General features: G+C 32.9%; 13 protein-coding genes. 4 read left to right on the top strand and 9 right to left on the bottom strand.

Annotated elements, in window-relative coordinates:
- The coding region (gene prmC / locus ACHZC3_RS01335) for a peptide chain release factor N(5)-glutamine methyltransferase (protein WP_394758076.1) at positions 1–632 on the top strand (632 nt) is incomplete at its 5' end.
- Positions 633–817: 185 nt separating this feature from the next.
- Here the strand turns inward: prmC and ACHZC3_RS01330 are convergent.
- Positions 818–2059 carry an ABC transporter permease gene (locus ACHZC3_RS01330; RefSeq protein ID WP_394758075.1) on the bottom strand — a complete coding sequence of 414 codons (1242 nt, stop codon included), beginning with the start codon at positions 2057–2059 and terminating at the stop codon, positions 818–820.
- A gap of 262 nt (positions 2060–2321) precedes the next feature.
- Between ACHZC3_RS01330 and hisS the strand changes: the two genes are divergently transcribed.
- A complete protein-coding gene (hisS, locus tag ACHZC3_RS01325) occupies positions 2322–3686 on the top strand; it encodes a histidine--tRNA ligase (RefSeq protein WP_394758074.1) in 1365 nt (454 codons plus the stop codon).
- A gap of 147 nt (positions 3687–3833) precedes the next feature.
- On the opposite strand, the gene abc-f is transcribed toward hisS, so the two are convergent.
- The gene (abc-f, locus tag ACHZC3_RS01320; RefSeq protein ID WP_394758073.1) at positions 3834–5741 is read right to left on the bottom strand and encodes a ribosomal protection-like ABC-F family protein; all 1908 of its coding nucleotides are present in this window, start codon (positions 5739–5741) and stop codon (positions 3834–3836) included.
- Between the two features lie 64 nt (positions 5742–5805).
- Here abc-f and ACHZC3_RS01315 point away from each other — a divergent pair, with 64 nt between their 5' ends.
- Both ACHZC3_RS01315 and ACHZC3_RS01310 read left to right on the top strand, forming a co-directional pair.
- Positions 5806–6195 carry a DUF983 domain-containing protein gene (locus tag ACHZC3_RS01315; protein ID WP_394758072.1) on the top strand — a complete coding sequence of 130 codons (390 nt, stop codon included), beginning with the start codon at positions 5806–5808 and terminating at the stop codon, positions 6193–6195.
- Positions 6196–6286: 91 nt separating this feature from the next.
- Positions 6287–6673, top strand: a complete 387-nt coding sequence (locus ACHZC3_RS01310) for a DUF983 domain-containing protein (RefSeq protein ID WP_394758071.1) — start codon at positions 6287–6289, stop codon at positions 6671–6673.
- Between the two features lie 112 nt (positions 6674–6785).
- On the opposite strand, the gene ACHZC3_RS01305 is transcribed toward ACHZC3_RS01310, so the two are convergent.
- From ACHZC3_RS01305 to topA, 7 genes are all read right to left on the bottom strand, one after another.
- Positions 6786–7832, bottom strand: a complete 1047-nt coding sequence (locus ACHZC3_RS01305) for an NAD(P)/FAD-dependent oxidoreductase (RefSeq protein ID WP_394758070.1) — start codon at positions 7830–7832, stop codon at positions 6786–6788.
- A gap of 75 nt (positions 7833–7907) precedes the next feature.
- The gene (gene gldN / locus ACHZC3_RS01300) at positions 7908–8915 is read right to left on the bottom strand and encodes a gliding motility protein GldN (RefSeq protein ID WP_394758069.1); all 1008 of its coding nucleotides are present in this window, start codon (positions 8913–8915) and stop codon (positions 7908–7910) included.
- Between the two features lie 49 nt (positions 8916–8964).
- Complete coding sequence (gldM, locus tag ACHZC3_RS01295; RefSeq protein WP_394758068.1) at positions 8965–10491, bottom strand: gliding motility protein GldM; 1527 nt, start codon at positions 10489–10491, stop codon at positions 8965–8967.
- 48 nt (positions 10492–10539) lie between these two features.
- Positions 10540–11178, bottom strand: a complete 639-nt coding sequence (gene gldL, locus ACHZC3_RS01290; protein ID WP_394758067.1) for a gliding motility protein GldL — start codon at positions 11176–11178, stop codon at positions 10540–10542.
- Between the two features lie 44 nt (positions 11179–11222).
- A complete protein-coding gene (gene gldK / locus ACHZC3_RS01285; protein WP_394758066.1) occupies positions 11223–12608 on the bottom strand; it encodes a gliding motility lipoprotein GldK in 1386 nt (461 codons plus the stop codon).
- 144 nt (positions 12609–12752) lie between these two features.
- The gene (locus ACHZC3_RS01280) at positions 12753–13898 is read right to left on the bottom strand and encodes a formimidoylglutamase (RefSeq protein WP_394758065.1); all 1146 of its coding nucleotides are present in this window, start codon (positions 13896–13898) and stop codon (positions 12753–12755) included.
- A gap of 3 nt (positions 13899–13901) precedes the next feature.
- A complete protein-coding gene (gene topA, locus ACHZC3_RS01275; protein ID WP_394758064.1) occupies positions 13902–16421 on the bottom strand; it encodes a type I DNA topoisomerase in 2520 nt (839 codons plus the stop codon).
- Between the last annotated feature and the right edge of the window lie 277 nt (positions 16422–16698).

Raw genomic sequence — 16698 nt, 5'->3', positions numbered from 1 at the left:
AAACAGAATTTTTTAGCTTACCTTTTTATGTAAATGAGAATACACTTATCCCTCGTCCAGAAACCGAAGAATTAGTCGATTGGATTTTATCAAATAACCGAATCAACGAATCAACGAATCAAATCAAAATTCTTGATATTGGTACTGGTAGTGGTTGCATAGCAATTTCGTTAGCAAAAAACCTTCCAAATGCGAATGTTCATGCTATTGATGTTTCTGAGAAAGCTTTGGCTACAGCTAAAAAAAATGCAGAACGTAATAATGTAACCATAACTTTTATTGAGAAAAATATTCTTGAAACCGAAGATTTATTGAATACATTCGATATAATTGTTTCTAATCCGCCATATGTTCGAAATTTAGAAAAGAAGGAAATTCATAAAAATGTACTGGAATACGAACCACATTTGGCTCTTTTTGTTGAAGATAATGACGCTTTACTTTTTTATCGAAAAATTGCAGAATTAGCTACAAAAAATCTTTCAGAAAACGGTCAATTATATTTTGAAATCAATCAATATCTTGGAAAAGAAATGGTTGAATTATTAGAAAAGTATAACTTCAAGAACATAGAACTCAAAAAAGATATTTACGGAAATGACAGAATGATTCGATGTGTCTTAAAGTCATAAAGTCAAATGTCCAATCAAAATCTATAATAAATTATAAGTACAATTTTCATTCTGAGGATCGAAGAATCTCACATAATAAGTTAATGAGATTCATCGTTCCTCAGAATGACAAACTATGTGTTCTTAAAGTCTAAAAATGTTATCAAATTACTTTCGACTTTAAGACTTTATGATATTTGACTTTTTTACTCGTAACGCAATGCTTCAATAGGATCTAGTTTTGCGGCTTTTACGGCAGGATAAGAACCTGAAACAACGGCCACAATAAAACTTACAATAAAAGCAGAAATAATAGCTAACCAAGGAATTACAAATTCAAACTCCATTAAAGCTGCAAACGCATAACCTACTAGTATTCCGAAAATAATACCCAATAATCCACCTAATTGTCCAATTACTAAGGTTTCCATAAAAAACTGAATTGCAATGGTACTTTTCTTAGCACCCAATGCTTTTCTAACTCCAATTTCTCGAGTTCTTTCGGTTACAGAAACCAACATGATATTCATTAATGCTATAGATGATCCAAAAACGGTAATAATCCCGATTAGCCAAGCTGACCAACCCAAATATTGTGTAATGCCAAGTATTTTGTTAATCAAATCATCACTTCTAGAAATACTAAAATTAGCATCTTCAATCGGGCTCAATTTTCTAACTTTGCGCATGGTAATCATGGCATTATCGACTGCATTACTTAACAATTCCTTTTTTTCGACCATGACACTAGTCGTATAATTTATATTAGGAGTAGTAAATAAAGTTCGCGCCACTTGTATAGGAATCATAACTCGCAAATCTTGACTATTTCCAAAAGTTGAACCTTTTTCTTCTAGAACACCAATGACTTTAAATTTAGCGCCACGAATAGAAATTATTTTATCAATTGGATTTAAATCTTTCAACAGTTTTTTTTCAAAATCAGAACCTAACACACAAACATAATTATTATTTGCAATATCAAAATCAGTGAAATTTCGTCCTTTTACCACTTCAAGTCCTGAGTTTGGCATAAAATATTCGTCAACACCTAAAACCGAAACTTCAGGATCTGTTTTATCTTCTTCGTATTTTACTTCGGCGGTTGAAGTAGCCGTAAATGAGATAGAAGTATTGGTGAACGGATATTTGAAATCTTCTTTGAATCCTTTTGCTTCAGGATATGTAATGGTAGGATTTATTATCTTTCTTTCGTTACCACCATCAGTTCTAGTCAAATTATCGTACTGATTTATGGTGAAAGTATTAGAACCCATCGATGCAAAATTGCTAGACAAAGTGTTTTCTAAAGCAGAAACTACTGTCAGAATCCCTACCAAAGCTGTAATTCCTATAGCAATAATAAGCACTGTCAAGACGGTGCGAAGCAATTGTGTCCTAATAGAACCCAAAGCAATTTTTACATTTTCTTTAAATAATCCTAGCATAATACTTATTTGACACGAAATTACAGATTTTGTTACAAGTTTCTATTTAAAATTTTATAAATAGCTTAAAAAACAAGATATTTGTAAAAGTTTTAGGAGCGAATGGCTTTGGAATTTTTGTAATTCATTTTCCTGCTGTCGCTGCAATCTGTTTCGTCCCAAAAAACGAAACAGGATTTTCGCTTCCATCAGGGCTAAAAAGCAATTTTTAAAACCTTCTGCAATCGAATAACCGAATACACAAATAACCATACACAACAAAATGAAACCAAGCATACCAAAAGGAACTCGTGATTTTTCGCCTACAGAAGTAGCAAAACGCCAATATATTATTCAGAAAATGAGAACTCATTTCGAGAAATTTGGTTTTCAACCTATTGAAACACCTTCGTTCGAAAATTCCGATACACTAATGGGAAAATATGGTGAAGAAGGTGATCGTTTGATTTTTAAGATATTGAACTCTGGGGATTATTTGGCAAAAGCCAATGAGCAACATTTGCAAGAAAAAGACAGTAATAAACTAACTTCAACTATCTCCGAAAAAGCACTTCGTTACGACTTAACTGTTCCTTTTGCACGTTATGTAGTACAACACCAAAACGAAATCGAATTCCCTTTTAAACGATATCAAATACAACCTGTTTGGCGAGCAGATCGTCCGCAAAAAGGGCGATTTAGAGAATTTTATCAATGTGATGCCGATGTTGTGGGTTCGACCTCATTGTGGCAAGAAGTAGAATTGGTACAATTGTATGATTCGGTTTTTACCGATTTAGGTTTAAATGGTGTAACTATCAAAATCAATAATCGAAAAATATTGTCCGGAATTGCTGAAGTGATTGGCGCATCGGATAAATTAATAGATTTTACGGTTGCCTTAGACAAACTCGATAAAATAGGCGAAGATGGCGTAAAAAAAGAAATGATCGAAAAAGGAATTTCTGAAACTGCTATCGAAAAAGTGCAACCATTATTCAATTTTACAGGTTCTATTTCTGAAAAAATAACGAAATTATCTGTTTTACTTGCTGATTCTACCGAAGGTATGAAAGGCGTTGAAGAATTACTGTTTATTTGCGATAACGTAACTGATTTAGGATTAAGCTCCGCTATTTTAGATTTAGACGTAACCTTAGCTCGAGGACTTAATTATTATACAGGTGCAATTTTTGAAGTAGCTCCGCCAAAGGCTGTCTCAATGGGATCTATAGGTGGTGGAGGTCGTTACGATGATTTAACAGGTATTTTTGGTTTAAAAAACATGAGTGGTGTAGGGATTTCTTTCGGATTAGATAGAATTTATTTAGTTATCGAAGAATTGGGCTTGTTTCCAGAAACGGTAAGTACAACTTCTAAAGCTATTTTCTTAAACTTTGGGCAAGAAGAAACTAAATATGCCATGAAAGCCATCACTGAATTGCGAAAATCAGGTAGTAAAGTAGAATTATATCCTGACAATGTTAAAATTGCCAAACAATTTCAGTATGCTGATAAACGTGGCATTCAATTAGCAGTAATTGTTGGTGATGATGAGATGAAAAACAATCTTTTTTCAGTAAAGAATTTAGTTTCTGGCGAACAACAAAAGCTTTCTTTTGAAGAGTTGAAAATAATGTTGCAGTAAGTTTTTATAATTATTTAAAATTATAGAAATAGCCTTTTAAACCAAAATAAAAAGTTGGACACTTTTTAGTTTGGTTTAAAAGGCTATATTTTTTATTTATAAAAAAGTAAACAGAATTAAAAAACTGCTTACTAAAAACTGGATTAGTTACAAAGAATCAATTTCTCCTTGAACAATTTCCCAATCTTCTAGTAATTTATCTAAGTCAGATTTTTTCTTGTTGTAGGCCACAAAAAACTTAGCATCTTCAAGATGTTTGTCATAATTTGAAGCTAATGCTTTGTCATCTTGTTGAATATCTCTTTCTAATTCTTTTATCTGACTTTCTATTTTGCTCAAACGATTTTGAAGCGATTTATTTTTCTTCTGGTCTTCGTATGATGCTTTTGCATTTGTTGTAGGTGCTTCTTTCTTTTCGATGTCTTTTTTCTCGACTTCACGCATATTTTCCAAGTTGCGTTGTTCTAAGAAATAATTTATATCACCCAAATACTCTTTTATTTTTTGATCTTTGAATTCGTAAACTAAATTTGACATTCCTTGCAAGAAATCTCTATCGTGAGAAACCAAAAGCAAAGTTCCTTCGAACTTTTGCAAAGCAGCTTTCAAAACGTTTTTAGATTTGATATCTAAGTGATTCGTTGGCTCATCCATTAATAAAACATTGATAGGTTGCAACAATAATTTACACAATGCTAAACGATTTCGTTCGCCTCCTGACAAAACTTTTACCTTTTTCTCTACATCGTCACCACGAAAAAGAAACGATCCTAACATATCACGAACTTTCGAACGATTAGTGTCGGTTGCAGCATCTTCCATAGTTCTTAGCAAAGTGATTTCGCCATCTAGATATTCCGCTTGATTTTGAGCAAAATAACCTATTTGCACATTATGCCCCATTTTGATAACGCCATCGTATTTGAATTCGTTTACAATTGCTTTGATAAAAGTTGATTTTCCTTGACCATTTTGACCCACAAAAGCAATTTTACTTCCACGCTCAACTAACAATGAAATATCTTTAAGAATTACTTTGTCGCCATAAGCTTTAGTGACATCTTCGGCTTCAATTACTACTTTTCCTGGCACTTTACTTACTGGAAAGGAAATATTCATGACCGAATTATCATCTTCATCGACTTCAATTCGTTCTACCTTATCTAGTTTTTTTATTAATGATTGTGCCATCGATGCTTTTGAAGCTTTAGCACGGAATTTCTCGATTAGTTTTTCAGTTTCTTCAATTTTTTTAGCTTGATTTTTTTGAGTCGCCAATTGTTTTTCACGAATTTCATGACGCAACTCTAAATATTCTGAATAGGGTTTATTGAAATCGTAAGCTTTTCCTAATGAGATTTCGATAGTTCGATTCGTTACATTATCCAAAAACATTTTATCGTGCGAAACGATTACTACAACTCCTGGATAATTACGCAAGAAACTTTCTAACCAAATAATACTTTCTATATCCAAGTGATTGGTTGGCTCATCGAGAAGCAAAATATCATTCGCTTGAAGCAATAATTTTGCTAATTCGATACGCATACGCCATCCACCAGAAAAAGTTTCCGTTTGATTATTAAAAACATCTCTTTTGAAACCTAAACCTAAAAGTATTTTCTCAGTATCTCCAACATAGTTATAACCACCTAGTAATTCGAATCGATGTGTGTAATCTGATAAATCCTCAATGATTTGGGAATATTCTTCGCTTTCGTAATCAGTACGAGTAACTAGCTGATGATTTATTTCTTCAAGCTTTTTTTCGACTGCTTTAATATCCGTAAATGCTTGATATGCTTCTTCCAAAACTGTTCTTCCTTGTTCAAAATCGATATCTTGGCGTAGAAATCCGATACGAACTTCTTTTTCAGTCGCTATTTGTCCTGAATCTGGTTTAAAATCGCCTGCTAATATTTTTAGCATCGTAGATTTCCCTGCTCCATTTTTCCCGACAAGTCCTACTCTATCGCCAGCTCCCATTCTAAAAGTTACTTCTTCGAATAAATATGTTCCTCCAAAGGAAACCGACAAATTATGTATGTTTAACATGCTTTTTTTCTAATATGGTGCAAAAGTACTATACTTATTTTACCTTTACATAAAATTTAGCGAAATGTTTGGTAAAGGATCAAAATTATATGGAATTTTAACGGGTTGTTGTCCTAAATGTCAGGAAGAAAGTATGTATAAGGTAAAAAATAGTTATATTTTGACTAAAGTTTTTGATATGCACGAGAAATGTTCCCATTGTGGTCAGAAATATAAAATTGAACCTTCGTTTTTCTTTGGCGCTATGTTTGTGAGTTATGGCGTTAGTGTTGGGATTGGAATTATCGCTTTTTTGGTTTCTCACTATCAGTTTAAAACAAATTTGAAGACTTCGTTTATCTCAATTATTATTTCGCTTATTGCATTAATGCCAATTATTATGCGTGTTTCTAGAAATATTTGGATTAATATTTTTATTCATTTTGATAAAGATTGGAAGAATAAAGTAAAATAATGTATTTAGAAGTAAATTTAAATGCATCATGTGACAAATATTACAATAACACCCTTTTTTAAAGTTTATATTTGTACTTAAATTAGTAAAAATGTTAAATAAAGGATCCAAATTAAATAGTATTCTAACAGGGAGTTGTCCTAAATGTCATGAAGAAAGTATGTATTTAGATAAGAATCCTTATCATATATTTTCGATTTTTAAAATGCATGATACTTGTAGTCATTGCGGTACACACTATAAGATAGAACCTTCGTTCTTTTTTGGCGCTATGTATGTGAGTTATGAATTAGGAATTGCTTTTAGTGTTGCTGCTTTTATTATAAGTTATGTATTTTTTAAAAGTGATTTAAAAACATCATTCCTATCTATTGGTTTAACTCTTTTGTTGTTTATGCCAATCATTATGCGCTTATCTAGAAATATTTGGATTAATATTTTTATCCATTTTGATAAAGATTGGAAAACAAAAATTTAAAGAATGCCTACAATTTGAGCTCTTAGCCCCGATGGCATGGAAATTCCACGCTTTTGGAAGTGGATTGCAATAACGTGGGAATATGATAGAATAGGAGCCAGAAATTGTGCTCCTATTTCCTTTTATTAAAACGTTTGATATCTATTTCTGTATCGAGCGGGATATTGTTTTCGATAGTTTCAAATAGTGCCTTTGCTAACGATGGTCCAAGCATAACGCCTCGAGTCCCTAATCCGTTGAGAATATACATGTTTTTGTGCTCGTGGTGAGAACCCACTAACGGGCGACGATCTCGAACCGTGGGACGAACGCCTGCAAAATGCTCGATAATCTCGAAATCGCAGTCTAGAAGTTCATGTATTCTGTCTAACAGTTCTTGTTTTCCTTCTTCTGTGGTTGCGTTTGTTTTGTCTTTCCAATTGTAAGTCGCTCCAACTTTGAATAAATCATTTCCTATAGGCAAAATAAAAACGCTTGAGTTTAGAATACAATCTAGATTGAGATTTGCTGCTTTGATGATAAAAAGCTCTCCTTTTGTGCCATCAAGTGGCAAATGATTAAAATAAGGATTAGAATGCAAACCGAAACCTTCTGCAAAAATGATATGCTTTGCATTTATTTGGTTGTAAAGAATGCAATTTTCTTTAATTTCTATTTGATCGTAATCAAATTTAGATTTTATTAATAAAACATTTTCCATTAAATAGTGTTGATAGGATTGCAACAAAGAGTTTGTGTCGACGTAACCCGTACTCATTACTTCACCAAAACCAAAAGGCGCATTAATTCCTGAATAATTCTTATTGAGTATTTTTGTGGATAAAAATGGAGTCAAATTAGGCTTATCAGAAGCAACAAACCAATTATTTTGTTCTTCGACAGAGAAGAATTTTCTTAAAACTGGAGTTTTATAATCAATTTTAATATCTAAACGCCTCTCAATTTGAGGGTAAAAAAAATTGAGAAAATCAATTTGTTGTTTTGCATTCCATACTTCACTAAACCGTTTGAGAATTACTGGATTGTATATTCCGCCAGCAATTTTAGAAGAATTTTGTGAGTCATTGTCAAAAACTAGAATAGACTTATTATTTTGCAAAGCAATTTCTGCAAAAGAAATACCAGCAATACCAGAGCCAACAATTAAGTAATCTATCATAATGCAAATTTAAACAAATAAAAAACTCCTCCGTTATAACGGAGGAGTTCTTATATGAAATTGGAGAAATTTATATTAGTAATTCCACATATCTTGCTCGAAGTTACGAACTTTTTCTTTTACTCTTTCAGATTCTAGTAATTGCATTAATGAGTTGTCCTTCATGTAATCAGCAATTTCTCTATCGTTATATACGTTTTCTTCTTTGTAAGTAAGCGCATTGAAACGACGTGAATTTAACAAGTGGTCGAAAGTAATAGGCATAGAAGAATTCTTATCGTTGAATGCTTTCCACTCATGTAAAATTTCACGAGCTCCTGGATAAAAAATCCAAAACAAATCAACATATTCTTTTTCTTCTTTGTCCATGGTATACACATCAGGAATAACAGGACAGATTCCTAAGATTCTGTAACGTAAATCTGACTGACGTTTGTCAAAATACCATAATCCTACAACTCTATAGTCAGATACGTCGATAGAAGCTAAATCTGTTCTAACAACATACTCTTCAGATATTGTTCTAGAAGCTTTAATAGTATCAGTAATCATTTTACCTGTTTTCTGATTTACCATTTTTTTGCCCTTTTTAACCTGAATAACTTCAGGTTTTTGAACGATTCTGTTTCTAAAAGCATCTGGATCTTCATTCATTTGCTCTCTACCAGCATCACTAGTATCTGTTTTTGTCAAAGAAGCATTAATATCTTTTAATGTTTTCTTCTCTCTAAAATAACTATCAGAATACACTTCTGTTATTTTACCAGACTTGATACCTTTTACAAGTACATCATATAATGAACGACGCTCGTTACCAACACCTGCTGTATCTATAGGATAATACAAAGGAAAATTGATTCTTTCATCAAGGTCAATTATTTCCCATGTTTTTTTAGACATTAAAATATCACGATCATCTACATAACCGTATTCTAATGGCTTGTCATTATCTTTTAGTTGTTGTGCTGCCGATTTCAAACCTATTTCAGTTGGTTTTTTGGCATTCAACAAATTAGATTGTGCAAAAGAAGTTGAACTTCCTGCAATAAAAATAATAACTACTACTAAATTTCTCCAATTCATAATTTTATAATTGTAAAGTTTATAGAACTAAAACGAAATTCTCAAACTATTATTGTACTTCAAAAGTACAAGTTGAAACTCTTTTTGCAACTTGGTCAATTCCTGTGAAGCTAGCTTTAATTTCAGAGATAACAACTAAATCACCTCTAGTTGCTTTTTGAATTGCAGATCTTGCTCTACCATCCATTTTGTTTCCAGAAACCACAATTGTAGGTTGACCAGGTACTTTAAGATTAAATTGTGTAACATTTACTGTAACAGGGAAATCGAAATCTTCCATAACAGCAGATACAGTACAAGTCTCTAAATTACCTTTCTGTCCTTTTGCAGCAATTTCTCCACGAATTTTTCCTGTAGGAGCAGGTAAACCTTTGATACGGAATTCTTTTTTGTCAGAAACAACTTTTCCATCAGGTAAAGTCGCAGAAACATTAATCATTACAGAAGTACCAGAACCAGCTCTTAAAACGTATTTACCATCGCTACCAGACATACCAGCAGCAGAAGCTTTTACTTTATTGTTAGCAACACCAGCAAATGAAATTGTCATTGGGTTAGGAACACCACGATACACAACATTCATTTTATCTGCTGATATTGTAGCAGAATTAGGACGAGGTACAACAACGTAATTACCGGCGAATTTAAGAGGAATAGATTTACCATCTTCTAAGAAAGTAAATTGACCATTAATCGTTTGCTCACCAACGCTACCAGCAGTTAAAGAGATTACAGCTTGACCATTTTCTAATCTACCAGGACCTTGAAATGAAGTTGGTTTTGTATTTTCATCATAACGACCTAATACAACTTTACCTTTTACATTCTCCCCTTGGAAATAAGCATTTTTCTCTAAAACCACAATTGCTTGATAGTTACTATAAGATGCAGCTTGAACTGCAGCTTTTCCTAATGCAGCACTGATTACATCTGATTCCGCTTTTTTAGCGTCATTTTGCCAAGCACTTAACTTAGCTAAAGATGCAATTGCAGGAAAACCTTTAAAGTGATAATCTAAATATTTAATTTTGATACCTTCTTTATTAACAACTTCCGATAAATCGAATTTTTTTGTAACTTCATTTAAGATAGCTGAATATTTTTTCTCATTACCTAAAGCCGCTTTCATTTCAGACTTATATGTCTCAATTGCTTTAATTACTTCGTTACCTCTTGGAGCATAGCTATCACCATTAAACCAGCTGTTATCTAAATTATCAGCTTTATCCATAGACTCGTATGGCAACTTTCCTTCTTCTGGCTCAACACCTGTTAAAACTTCAGCTTTCAAAGTTTCAACAAAAGAATAGAATTTTTTAGATGCAGCTTCAGCTTTGTGAGCAGTTGAAGCAGCAACAGTGAATTCACCTTTAGCTTCTGCAGCTTTAGTGTCTAATGACAACATCATTTGTTCATTAGTTGCTTTTGCTGATGCATTAGCTCCTTCAAATTTTTCATTCATTAATCCAAAAGCAGATAATACTTCTTTGGACATATTCATTGCTAACATCGCGATGAAAACCAGATACATCAGGTTAATCATCTTCTGTCTAGGGGTTAATTTTCCTCCTGCCATTTTATTTTAAATTAGTTTCGTTAGTAAATAAATTTAGTTAAAAACTAATTATCCTTTGTTACTCATTGCAGAAAGCATTCCACCATAAACATTGTTCAATGAAGCAATATTTGAAGTCATAGACTGCATTTGTTCTTTTAATTTTGAAGCGTTATCGGCAATTTCGCTGTTTGCTTGAGCATTACGAGTTGCGCTTTCTAATTGTACTTTATAAAGACTGTTTAATGATTCCATTTGTGCAGCTGCCATAGACATTTCTTCAGAATATTTCTTTTGAGAAGTCATAGATTCAACTGTTGGAGAAATTGCTTTTGCAGCTCCTTCAAAGTTTTTGATGCTATTTCCTAAACTTGACATTAATTCACCGTCAATTTTAGCTTCTTTCAACATAGCGTCTAATTTTTGAGATAACAATCCTTGAGGATCTTCTTTTTTCTCTTTTTTAGCACTAGCCTCACCACCTGCTAATTCAGGATACACTAATGACCAATCCAAATCATGCTCAACTGGTTCAAAAGCTGACAATGCAAAAATTAAAGCTTCTGTTAATAATCCAACCGATAGCATTACAGTACCCGTTAAAGGTCCTAATTCGAAGTGAGTGATTTTGAATAATGCTCCAATAATTACAACTGCAGCTCCCATACCGTAAGCGAAATTCATTGCTTTTTTGCTTAATAATGCCATAATAAAAAAATTTAGTTAAGTTAAAATATAAAGTTTGGTTAAATTTACTTTCCTGAGTTACCTGTTGCATCAGTACCCATATAATCTTGAAGAGTACGGAAACCAATGTAACTTCTTGCTGAATCTGCATATTCGAAATCACGAGTACTTACTTGTAAATAATAAGCAACATCTTTCCAAGAACCTCCACGTGTTACTTTACGCATGTTTTTTAGATCGTTTACATTAGGATTCATTGTTGAAACATATTCATAAGCAGCTGGATCATAAGACGAATCAGTCCATTCAGCAACATTACCTGACATGTTATACAAATTGTAATCATTTGGCTCATATGATTGAGCTTCTACAGTATACAAAGCTTGATCAGCTGCATAGTCACCACGAACTGGTTTAAAATTAGCTAAATAACAACCTCTATCATTTCTAGCGTAAGGACCACCCCAAGGGTAAGTTCCTGACTCAATTCCTCCACGCGCTGCATACTCCCATTCTGCTTCAGTAGGAAGCCTATACGTATTAACAAATTGTTGGTGGTGTTTTTTCTTGTCTGCATTGTGAAACAATGTTCTCCAAGCACAAAATGCTTTTGCTTGTTTCCAACTAACTCCAACTACTGGATATTCTCCATAAGCTTGGTGCCAGAAATAATCATTATGCATTGGCTCATTGTAAGAGTATGCAAAATCTTTAATCCAAACTGTTGTGTCAGGGTAAACAGGAACTTGTTCTTTACGAATAAATTCTTTACGCTTACCTGTTTTTGCTCTTGCAGCAGCTTGAATATCCATCCATGAATAACGGAATTTTAATTTACTTACATCCATTGTTCTCAATCCATTGTATGCTTCCTCATCAGGAATATACATTGAATCCATCACTTCAGCATACTTTTCATCAGGAAACTGTCTAGTATCCCATTTCAAAGCAACTTTATTATTTATTTTTCTTCCAGCATAAGGATCATCTCCTGAACCAATACTGTAATAATTGTCATACATATACTTATCATATACACTCATGTTTGTAGTGTCTGCATCAACAAATGCATAATCTGCAATACTACCACCTTTTTTAGAAGATTTAGGATCACTTTTCTCACCTAATTCATCAGCCAAGATAGCTAAACGAGTTCTAACAATTGAATCTCTTACCCAGTAAACGTACTGTCTGTACTCACTATTTGTGATTTCTGTTTCATCCATATAAAATGAACGAACGGTTACAGTTTTAGTTGGCGCATCTTGCACATTAGCTAAATCATCATCTGATTTACCCATAATAAAAGCACCTCCAGGCACTAATGTCATACCAAATGGCTTTTCAGGATGCCAAGCTTTACCTTTCACTCCTACCAATTGACCATTGTCTTTCGATCCACAGCTGTACAAAAATGAAACCAGCACTGTTAATAAAATGAACTTCTTCATATAAATTTGGGTTAAGTATGTATTCATAACTTTTAAGGGCGTAAACCTATTTATTTATTTTCAAAAAAACAATTTTTTTATTAAAAAAACCTTAAAAAAAATAAAAAAAGTAAATTTTCGCTTATTTTATTGTGTTAATATCTGTTAAATAATATTTTTTCGCTGCGCTTTCCACCATCTTTCTGGAACTTCTCCAGCGCAAGATGCTAAATAATCTTGATGTGTGCAAGGTAGTAACGTCGATTTTTTTAATTTATTGCTTGATACAGACATAAAAGGTATCTCAATCCACCATCTTTCTGTAATATTACTTTTATAAAAAATCAGCTCATCCTCTAGTGTTACTATGTATTTAATGTAATTGTCTTTTAATCCGAAAGGATATTCGTTAGAACGAAAATGAAATCCTTCAGCAAAATACCATATTATTTGGGCAATTAAAACAGATTCTTCTTTTGAATAATTGTGATTAAAGATGCCAAAAGAACTTACTTTATCGCTAATTCCAGCATATCTTGACAATGAACATATCTCTTTGCCTGAAAATCCGTTAGGTACAAATGTAGAGAAATTACCTGAATCTGATGACTTAATAGATAAAAAATCTAAACTAACCAAATCAGCATCACGAAAAACAGGCTCTGCAATTGCAGAATTATTGCAAACTTCTCCTAAACGATATGCATCGAAATATAATTTCTCTATCAAATCTATTTCTTCTTGCGAATTAAAATAGGTTTGAAAACCAATATTGCTATAATTAAACAAGTTATTGGGCTCATCGACAATCATTTTTGTTAAATACGAATGTGCTTCTAAGCTTTTTTCTCTTGCAAAATCGAATTTGCTGTCTATAGTAACCACATTGACCATTTGGTCTAATTTATCGTAAGCACGATACATGGCGTATGTTAGATCTTGTGAACCTCCAATTACTATAGGGACAATTTTGCTTTTAATTAATTCTGCTACTGCAGTTTTTAAAACATAATAGGTATCCTCTAATGATTCACCAGACACAATATCACCTAAATCTACAATTTGCATTTGCCAATTTCCAGGAAACAAACTATAAAATTCTTTTCTGATGTGACATAAATCAATCTCTTTATTAACCTCATCTATTCCTCTATTTTCTAAAACTCCAATTATTGCAATAGAAACATTTTCGAGATTTGGAAATTCAGTATCAGTATGAAAAACGACTTTTCTACCTAAGGTTTGCGGTGATAATCCCTGAACAAATTCAAGAAAGTCATTATCTAATGGTTGTAGAAAATCGAATGCCATATTTTATTTCTTTTTAGTAACTGCTTTCTTTACGACAGGTTTTTTAGCGGTTGTTGCTTTTTTAGCAGGCACTTTTTTTGCTGGTGTTTTCTTAGCAATCATTTCTTGAACTTCTGCTAATGTTAATTTTGTAGCATCAACATCTTTGCTTAATTCGATTTTGATTTTTCCTTTTGTAATTTCAGATCTTCCCCAACGTGCTTTTTGAACCAAAATCCCTTCAGCTTCCCAATTATGAAGTACTTTATCGATATTTTTTTGCAATTTATCTTCAATAATTGTTTCAATATCTTGTTGTGACAAATTATTGAAATTATATTTTGTACTTACATTAATAAAAATGCCATTCCATTTTAAGAAAGGACCAAAACGACCTGTACCTTTCTGAACACCTTCTCCTTTATAAACTGCAACTGGTGCATCAGCTAGTAATTTTTCGTCGATTAATTCTTGTGCCCTATTCAAATCAACGTTTAATGGTTCTTCTCCTTTTGGTAAAGAAACAAATGTAGTTCCGAAACGAATAAAGGGACCATAACGTCCGTTTGAAACCTCAACTTCTTCTCCTTTGTAGGTTCCCAAATTTTTCGGAAGCAAAAATAAATTCAATACTTCTTCTAAAGTAATATTTCCAATATTTTGTTCTTTCAATAAACTGGCAAATGTTTTTTCTTCGTCATCGGCAGCACCAATTTGAGCCATGGGTCCAAATTTACCCAAACGAACCGATACTGGTTTTCCTGATTTTGGATCTATTCCCAAAATTCTTTCGCCCGATTCTCTATCGGCATTCGCTTCAACATCTTTTACCGTAGGATGAAACTTGTCGTAAAAATCTTGCATCATTTTTGCCCATTGGATATTTCCTTCGGCAATTTCATCAAAATCTTGTTCAACTTTGGCAGTAAAATTATAATCTAAAATATTATCGAAATTTTTGACTAAGAAATCGGTCACAATTGTTCCGATATCTGTAGGAACCAATTTTCCTTTATCAGATCCTGTATTTTCTTTGAGTAACTTCTCTCCTACTTTACCAGATTGAAGTGTCAATTGCGTGTAATTTCTTTCTTGACCTTCTAAATTTCCTTTTTCGACATAATTTCTATTAATAATCGTAGAAATTGTTGGCGCATAAGTAGATGGACGACCGATACCTAATTCTTCTAATTTTTTTACCAAAGAAGCTTCGGTATATCTTGCAGCAGCACGAGAATATCTTTCGGTAGCTGTAATATAATTATTTGATAATTTTTCATTTACTTTCATAGAAGGCAACATACCTTCTTGTTCTTCTTCGTCATCATCATGACCTTCTAAATATACTTTTAGAAATCCTTCAAATTTGATAACTTCTCCAGAAGCAGTAAAAATTTCCGAATGGTTATTGGCTTCAATCTTAACATTAGTACGTTCCAACTCTGCATCAGACATTTGAGATGCCAAAGTTCTTTTCCAAATCAAATCATATAATCTTGCTTGATCACGGTCGATATTTACAGTGTGTTGCGACATGTCGGTAGGACGAATCGCCTCGTGTGCTTCCTGTGCACCTTTGCTTTTATTGACAAAAGTTCGAGGCTTAGCATATTCTTTTCCGTACGATTTGATGATTTCCGCTTGAGCCGCTTCCATCGCATCTTTAGATAAATTTACACTATCCGTTCTCATGTAGGTAATTAATCCCGCTTCGTACAAACGTTGCGCTAATTGCATGGTGATTCCAACTGGCAAATACAATTTACGAGCCGCTTCTTGTTGCAAAGTCGACGTGGTAAAAGGTCCTGCTGGTGTTTTTTTGGTAGGTTTTGTTTCTAAATCTCCTACCTTATATATAGAACCAATATTTTTATTTAAAAAATCTTCAGCTTCTTTTTTTGTATTAAAATTCTTAGGTAGTTTTGCTTTGAATGATTTTCCAGCTTCGTTGGTAAATTCCGCTTGTACAGAATATGTAGCTACTGGTTTGAAATTGATAATTTCTCTTTCTCTCTCTACAATTAACCGAACTGAAACCGATTGTACACGACCAGCTGACAATCCTCCTTTTATTTTTCTCCACAATACTGGCGATAATTCGTAACCTACTAATCTATCTAAAACACGACGTGCTTGTTGTGCATTAACTAAATTATAATCTATTTCACGTGGATTGTCTATTGCTTTTAGAATTGCAGTTTTTGTAATTTCGTGAAAAACAATGCGCTTCGTTTTTTTAGGATCTAGTTTCAATTCTTCCGCAAGGTGCCAAGAAATCGCTTCTCCCTCTCGATCCTCATCGGAAGCTAGCCATACCATATCGGCATTTTTAGCTAAAGTTTTTAGTTTCGAAACCAACGCTTTTTTGTCGGGCGAAACTTCGTATTTGGGTTTAAAACCGTTTAACACATCTACTCCAATTTCTTTAGACGGCAAGTCGGCAATATGACCATAACTTGATTCTACTTGGAAATCTGCTCCAAGAAATTTTTCGATTGTTTTTGCCTTTGCAGGTGATTCGACTATTACTAAATTCTTTGCCATTGCTGTTTTATTGATTTGGCAAAAGTATAGGATTTTTTTAAATATTATGGTTTTGGTGGTTTTAAAAATAAATATTGTTATTTATTTGTGGGTTTTGTGTGTTGCGAATGAAGCTGATTCTAATTGATTAAATGATTGAAAAATTAGATGGTTAGCGTATTACGAAAGACGCTAATTCTCACTAATTATTAATCTTTAATTTGTTCGATAATAATTATTTAACCCAATAATTCTCAAGAATTGTTGGGTTATTTGCTTTACTTTGTTATATTGAATT

Source organism: Flavobacterium sp., assembly GCF_043720215.1.
Classification (GTDB): domain Bacteria; phylum Bacteroidota; class Bacteroidia; order Flavobacteriales; family Flavobacteriaceae; genus Flavobacterium.
This window is presented reverse-complemented; position numbering and strand designations above follow the sequence as displayed.

What these genes read in the sequence shown, in the direction of transcription:
- abc-f (WP_394758073.1), bottom strand. Translation starts at nt 5,741, where the DNA reads ATGTTAAACATACATAATTTGTCGGTTTCCTTTGGAGGAACATATTTA.
- gldM (WP_394758068.1), bottom strand. Translation starts at nt 10,491, where the DNA reads ATGGCAGGAGGAAAATTAACCCCTAGACAGAAGATGATTAACCTGATG.
- hisS (WP_394758074.1), top strand. Translation starts at nt 2,322, where the DNA reads ATGAAACCAAGCATACCAAAAGGAACTCGTGATTTTTCGCCTACAGAA.
- topA (WP_394758064.1), bottom strand. Translation starts at nt 16,421, where the DNA reads ATGGCAAAGAATTTAGTAATAGTCGAATCACCTGCAAAGGCAAAAACA.
- ACHZC3_RS01310 (WP_394758071.1), top strand. Translation starts at nt 6,287, where the DNA reads ATGTTAAATAAAGGATCCAAATTAAATAGTATTCTAACAGGGAGTTGT.
- ACHZC3_RS01315 (WP_394758072.1), top strand. Translation starts at nt 5,806, where the DNA reads ATGTTTGGTAAAGGATCAAAATTATATGGAATTTTAACGGGTTGTTGT.
- gldN (WP_394758069.1), bottom strand. Translation starts at nt 8,915, where the DNA reads ATGAATTGGAGAAATTTAGTAGTAGTTATTATTTTTATTGCAGGAAGT.
- ACHZC3_RS01280 (WP_394758065.1), bottom strand. Translation starts at nt 13,898, where the DNA reads ATGGCATTCGATTTTCTACAACCATTAGATAATGACTTTCTTGAATTT.
- gldL (WP_394758067.1), bottom strand. Translation starts at nt 11,178, where the DNA reads ATGGCATTATTAAGCAAAAAAGCAATGAATTTCGCTTACGGTATGGGA.
- ACHZC3_RS01330 (WP_394758075.1), bottom strand. Translation starts at nt 2,059, where the DNA reads ATGCTAGGATTATTTAAAGAAAATGTAAAAATTGCTTTGGGTTCTATT.
- gldK (WP_394758066.1), bottom strand. Translation starts at nt 12,608, where the DNA reads ATGAAGAAGTTCATTTTATTAACAGTGCTGGTTTCATTTTTGTACAGC.
- ACHZC3_RS01305 (WP_394758070.1), bottom strand. Translation starts at nt 7,832, where the DNA reads ATGATAGATTACTTAATTGTTGGCTCTGGTATTGCTGGTATTTCTTTT.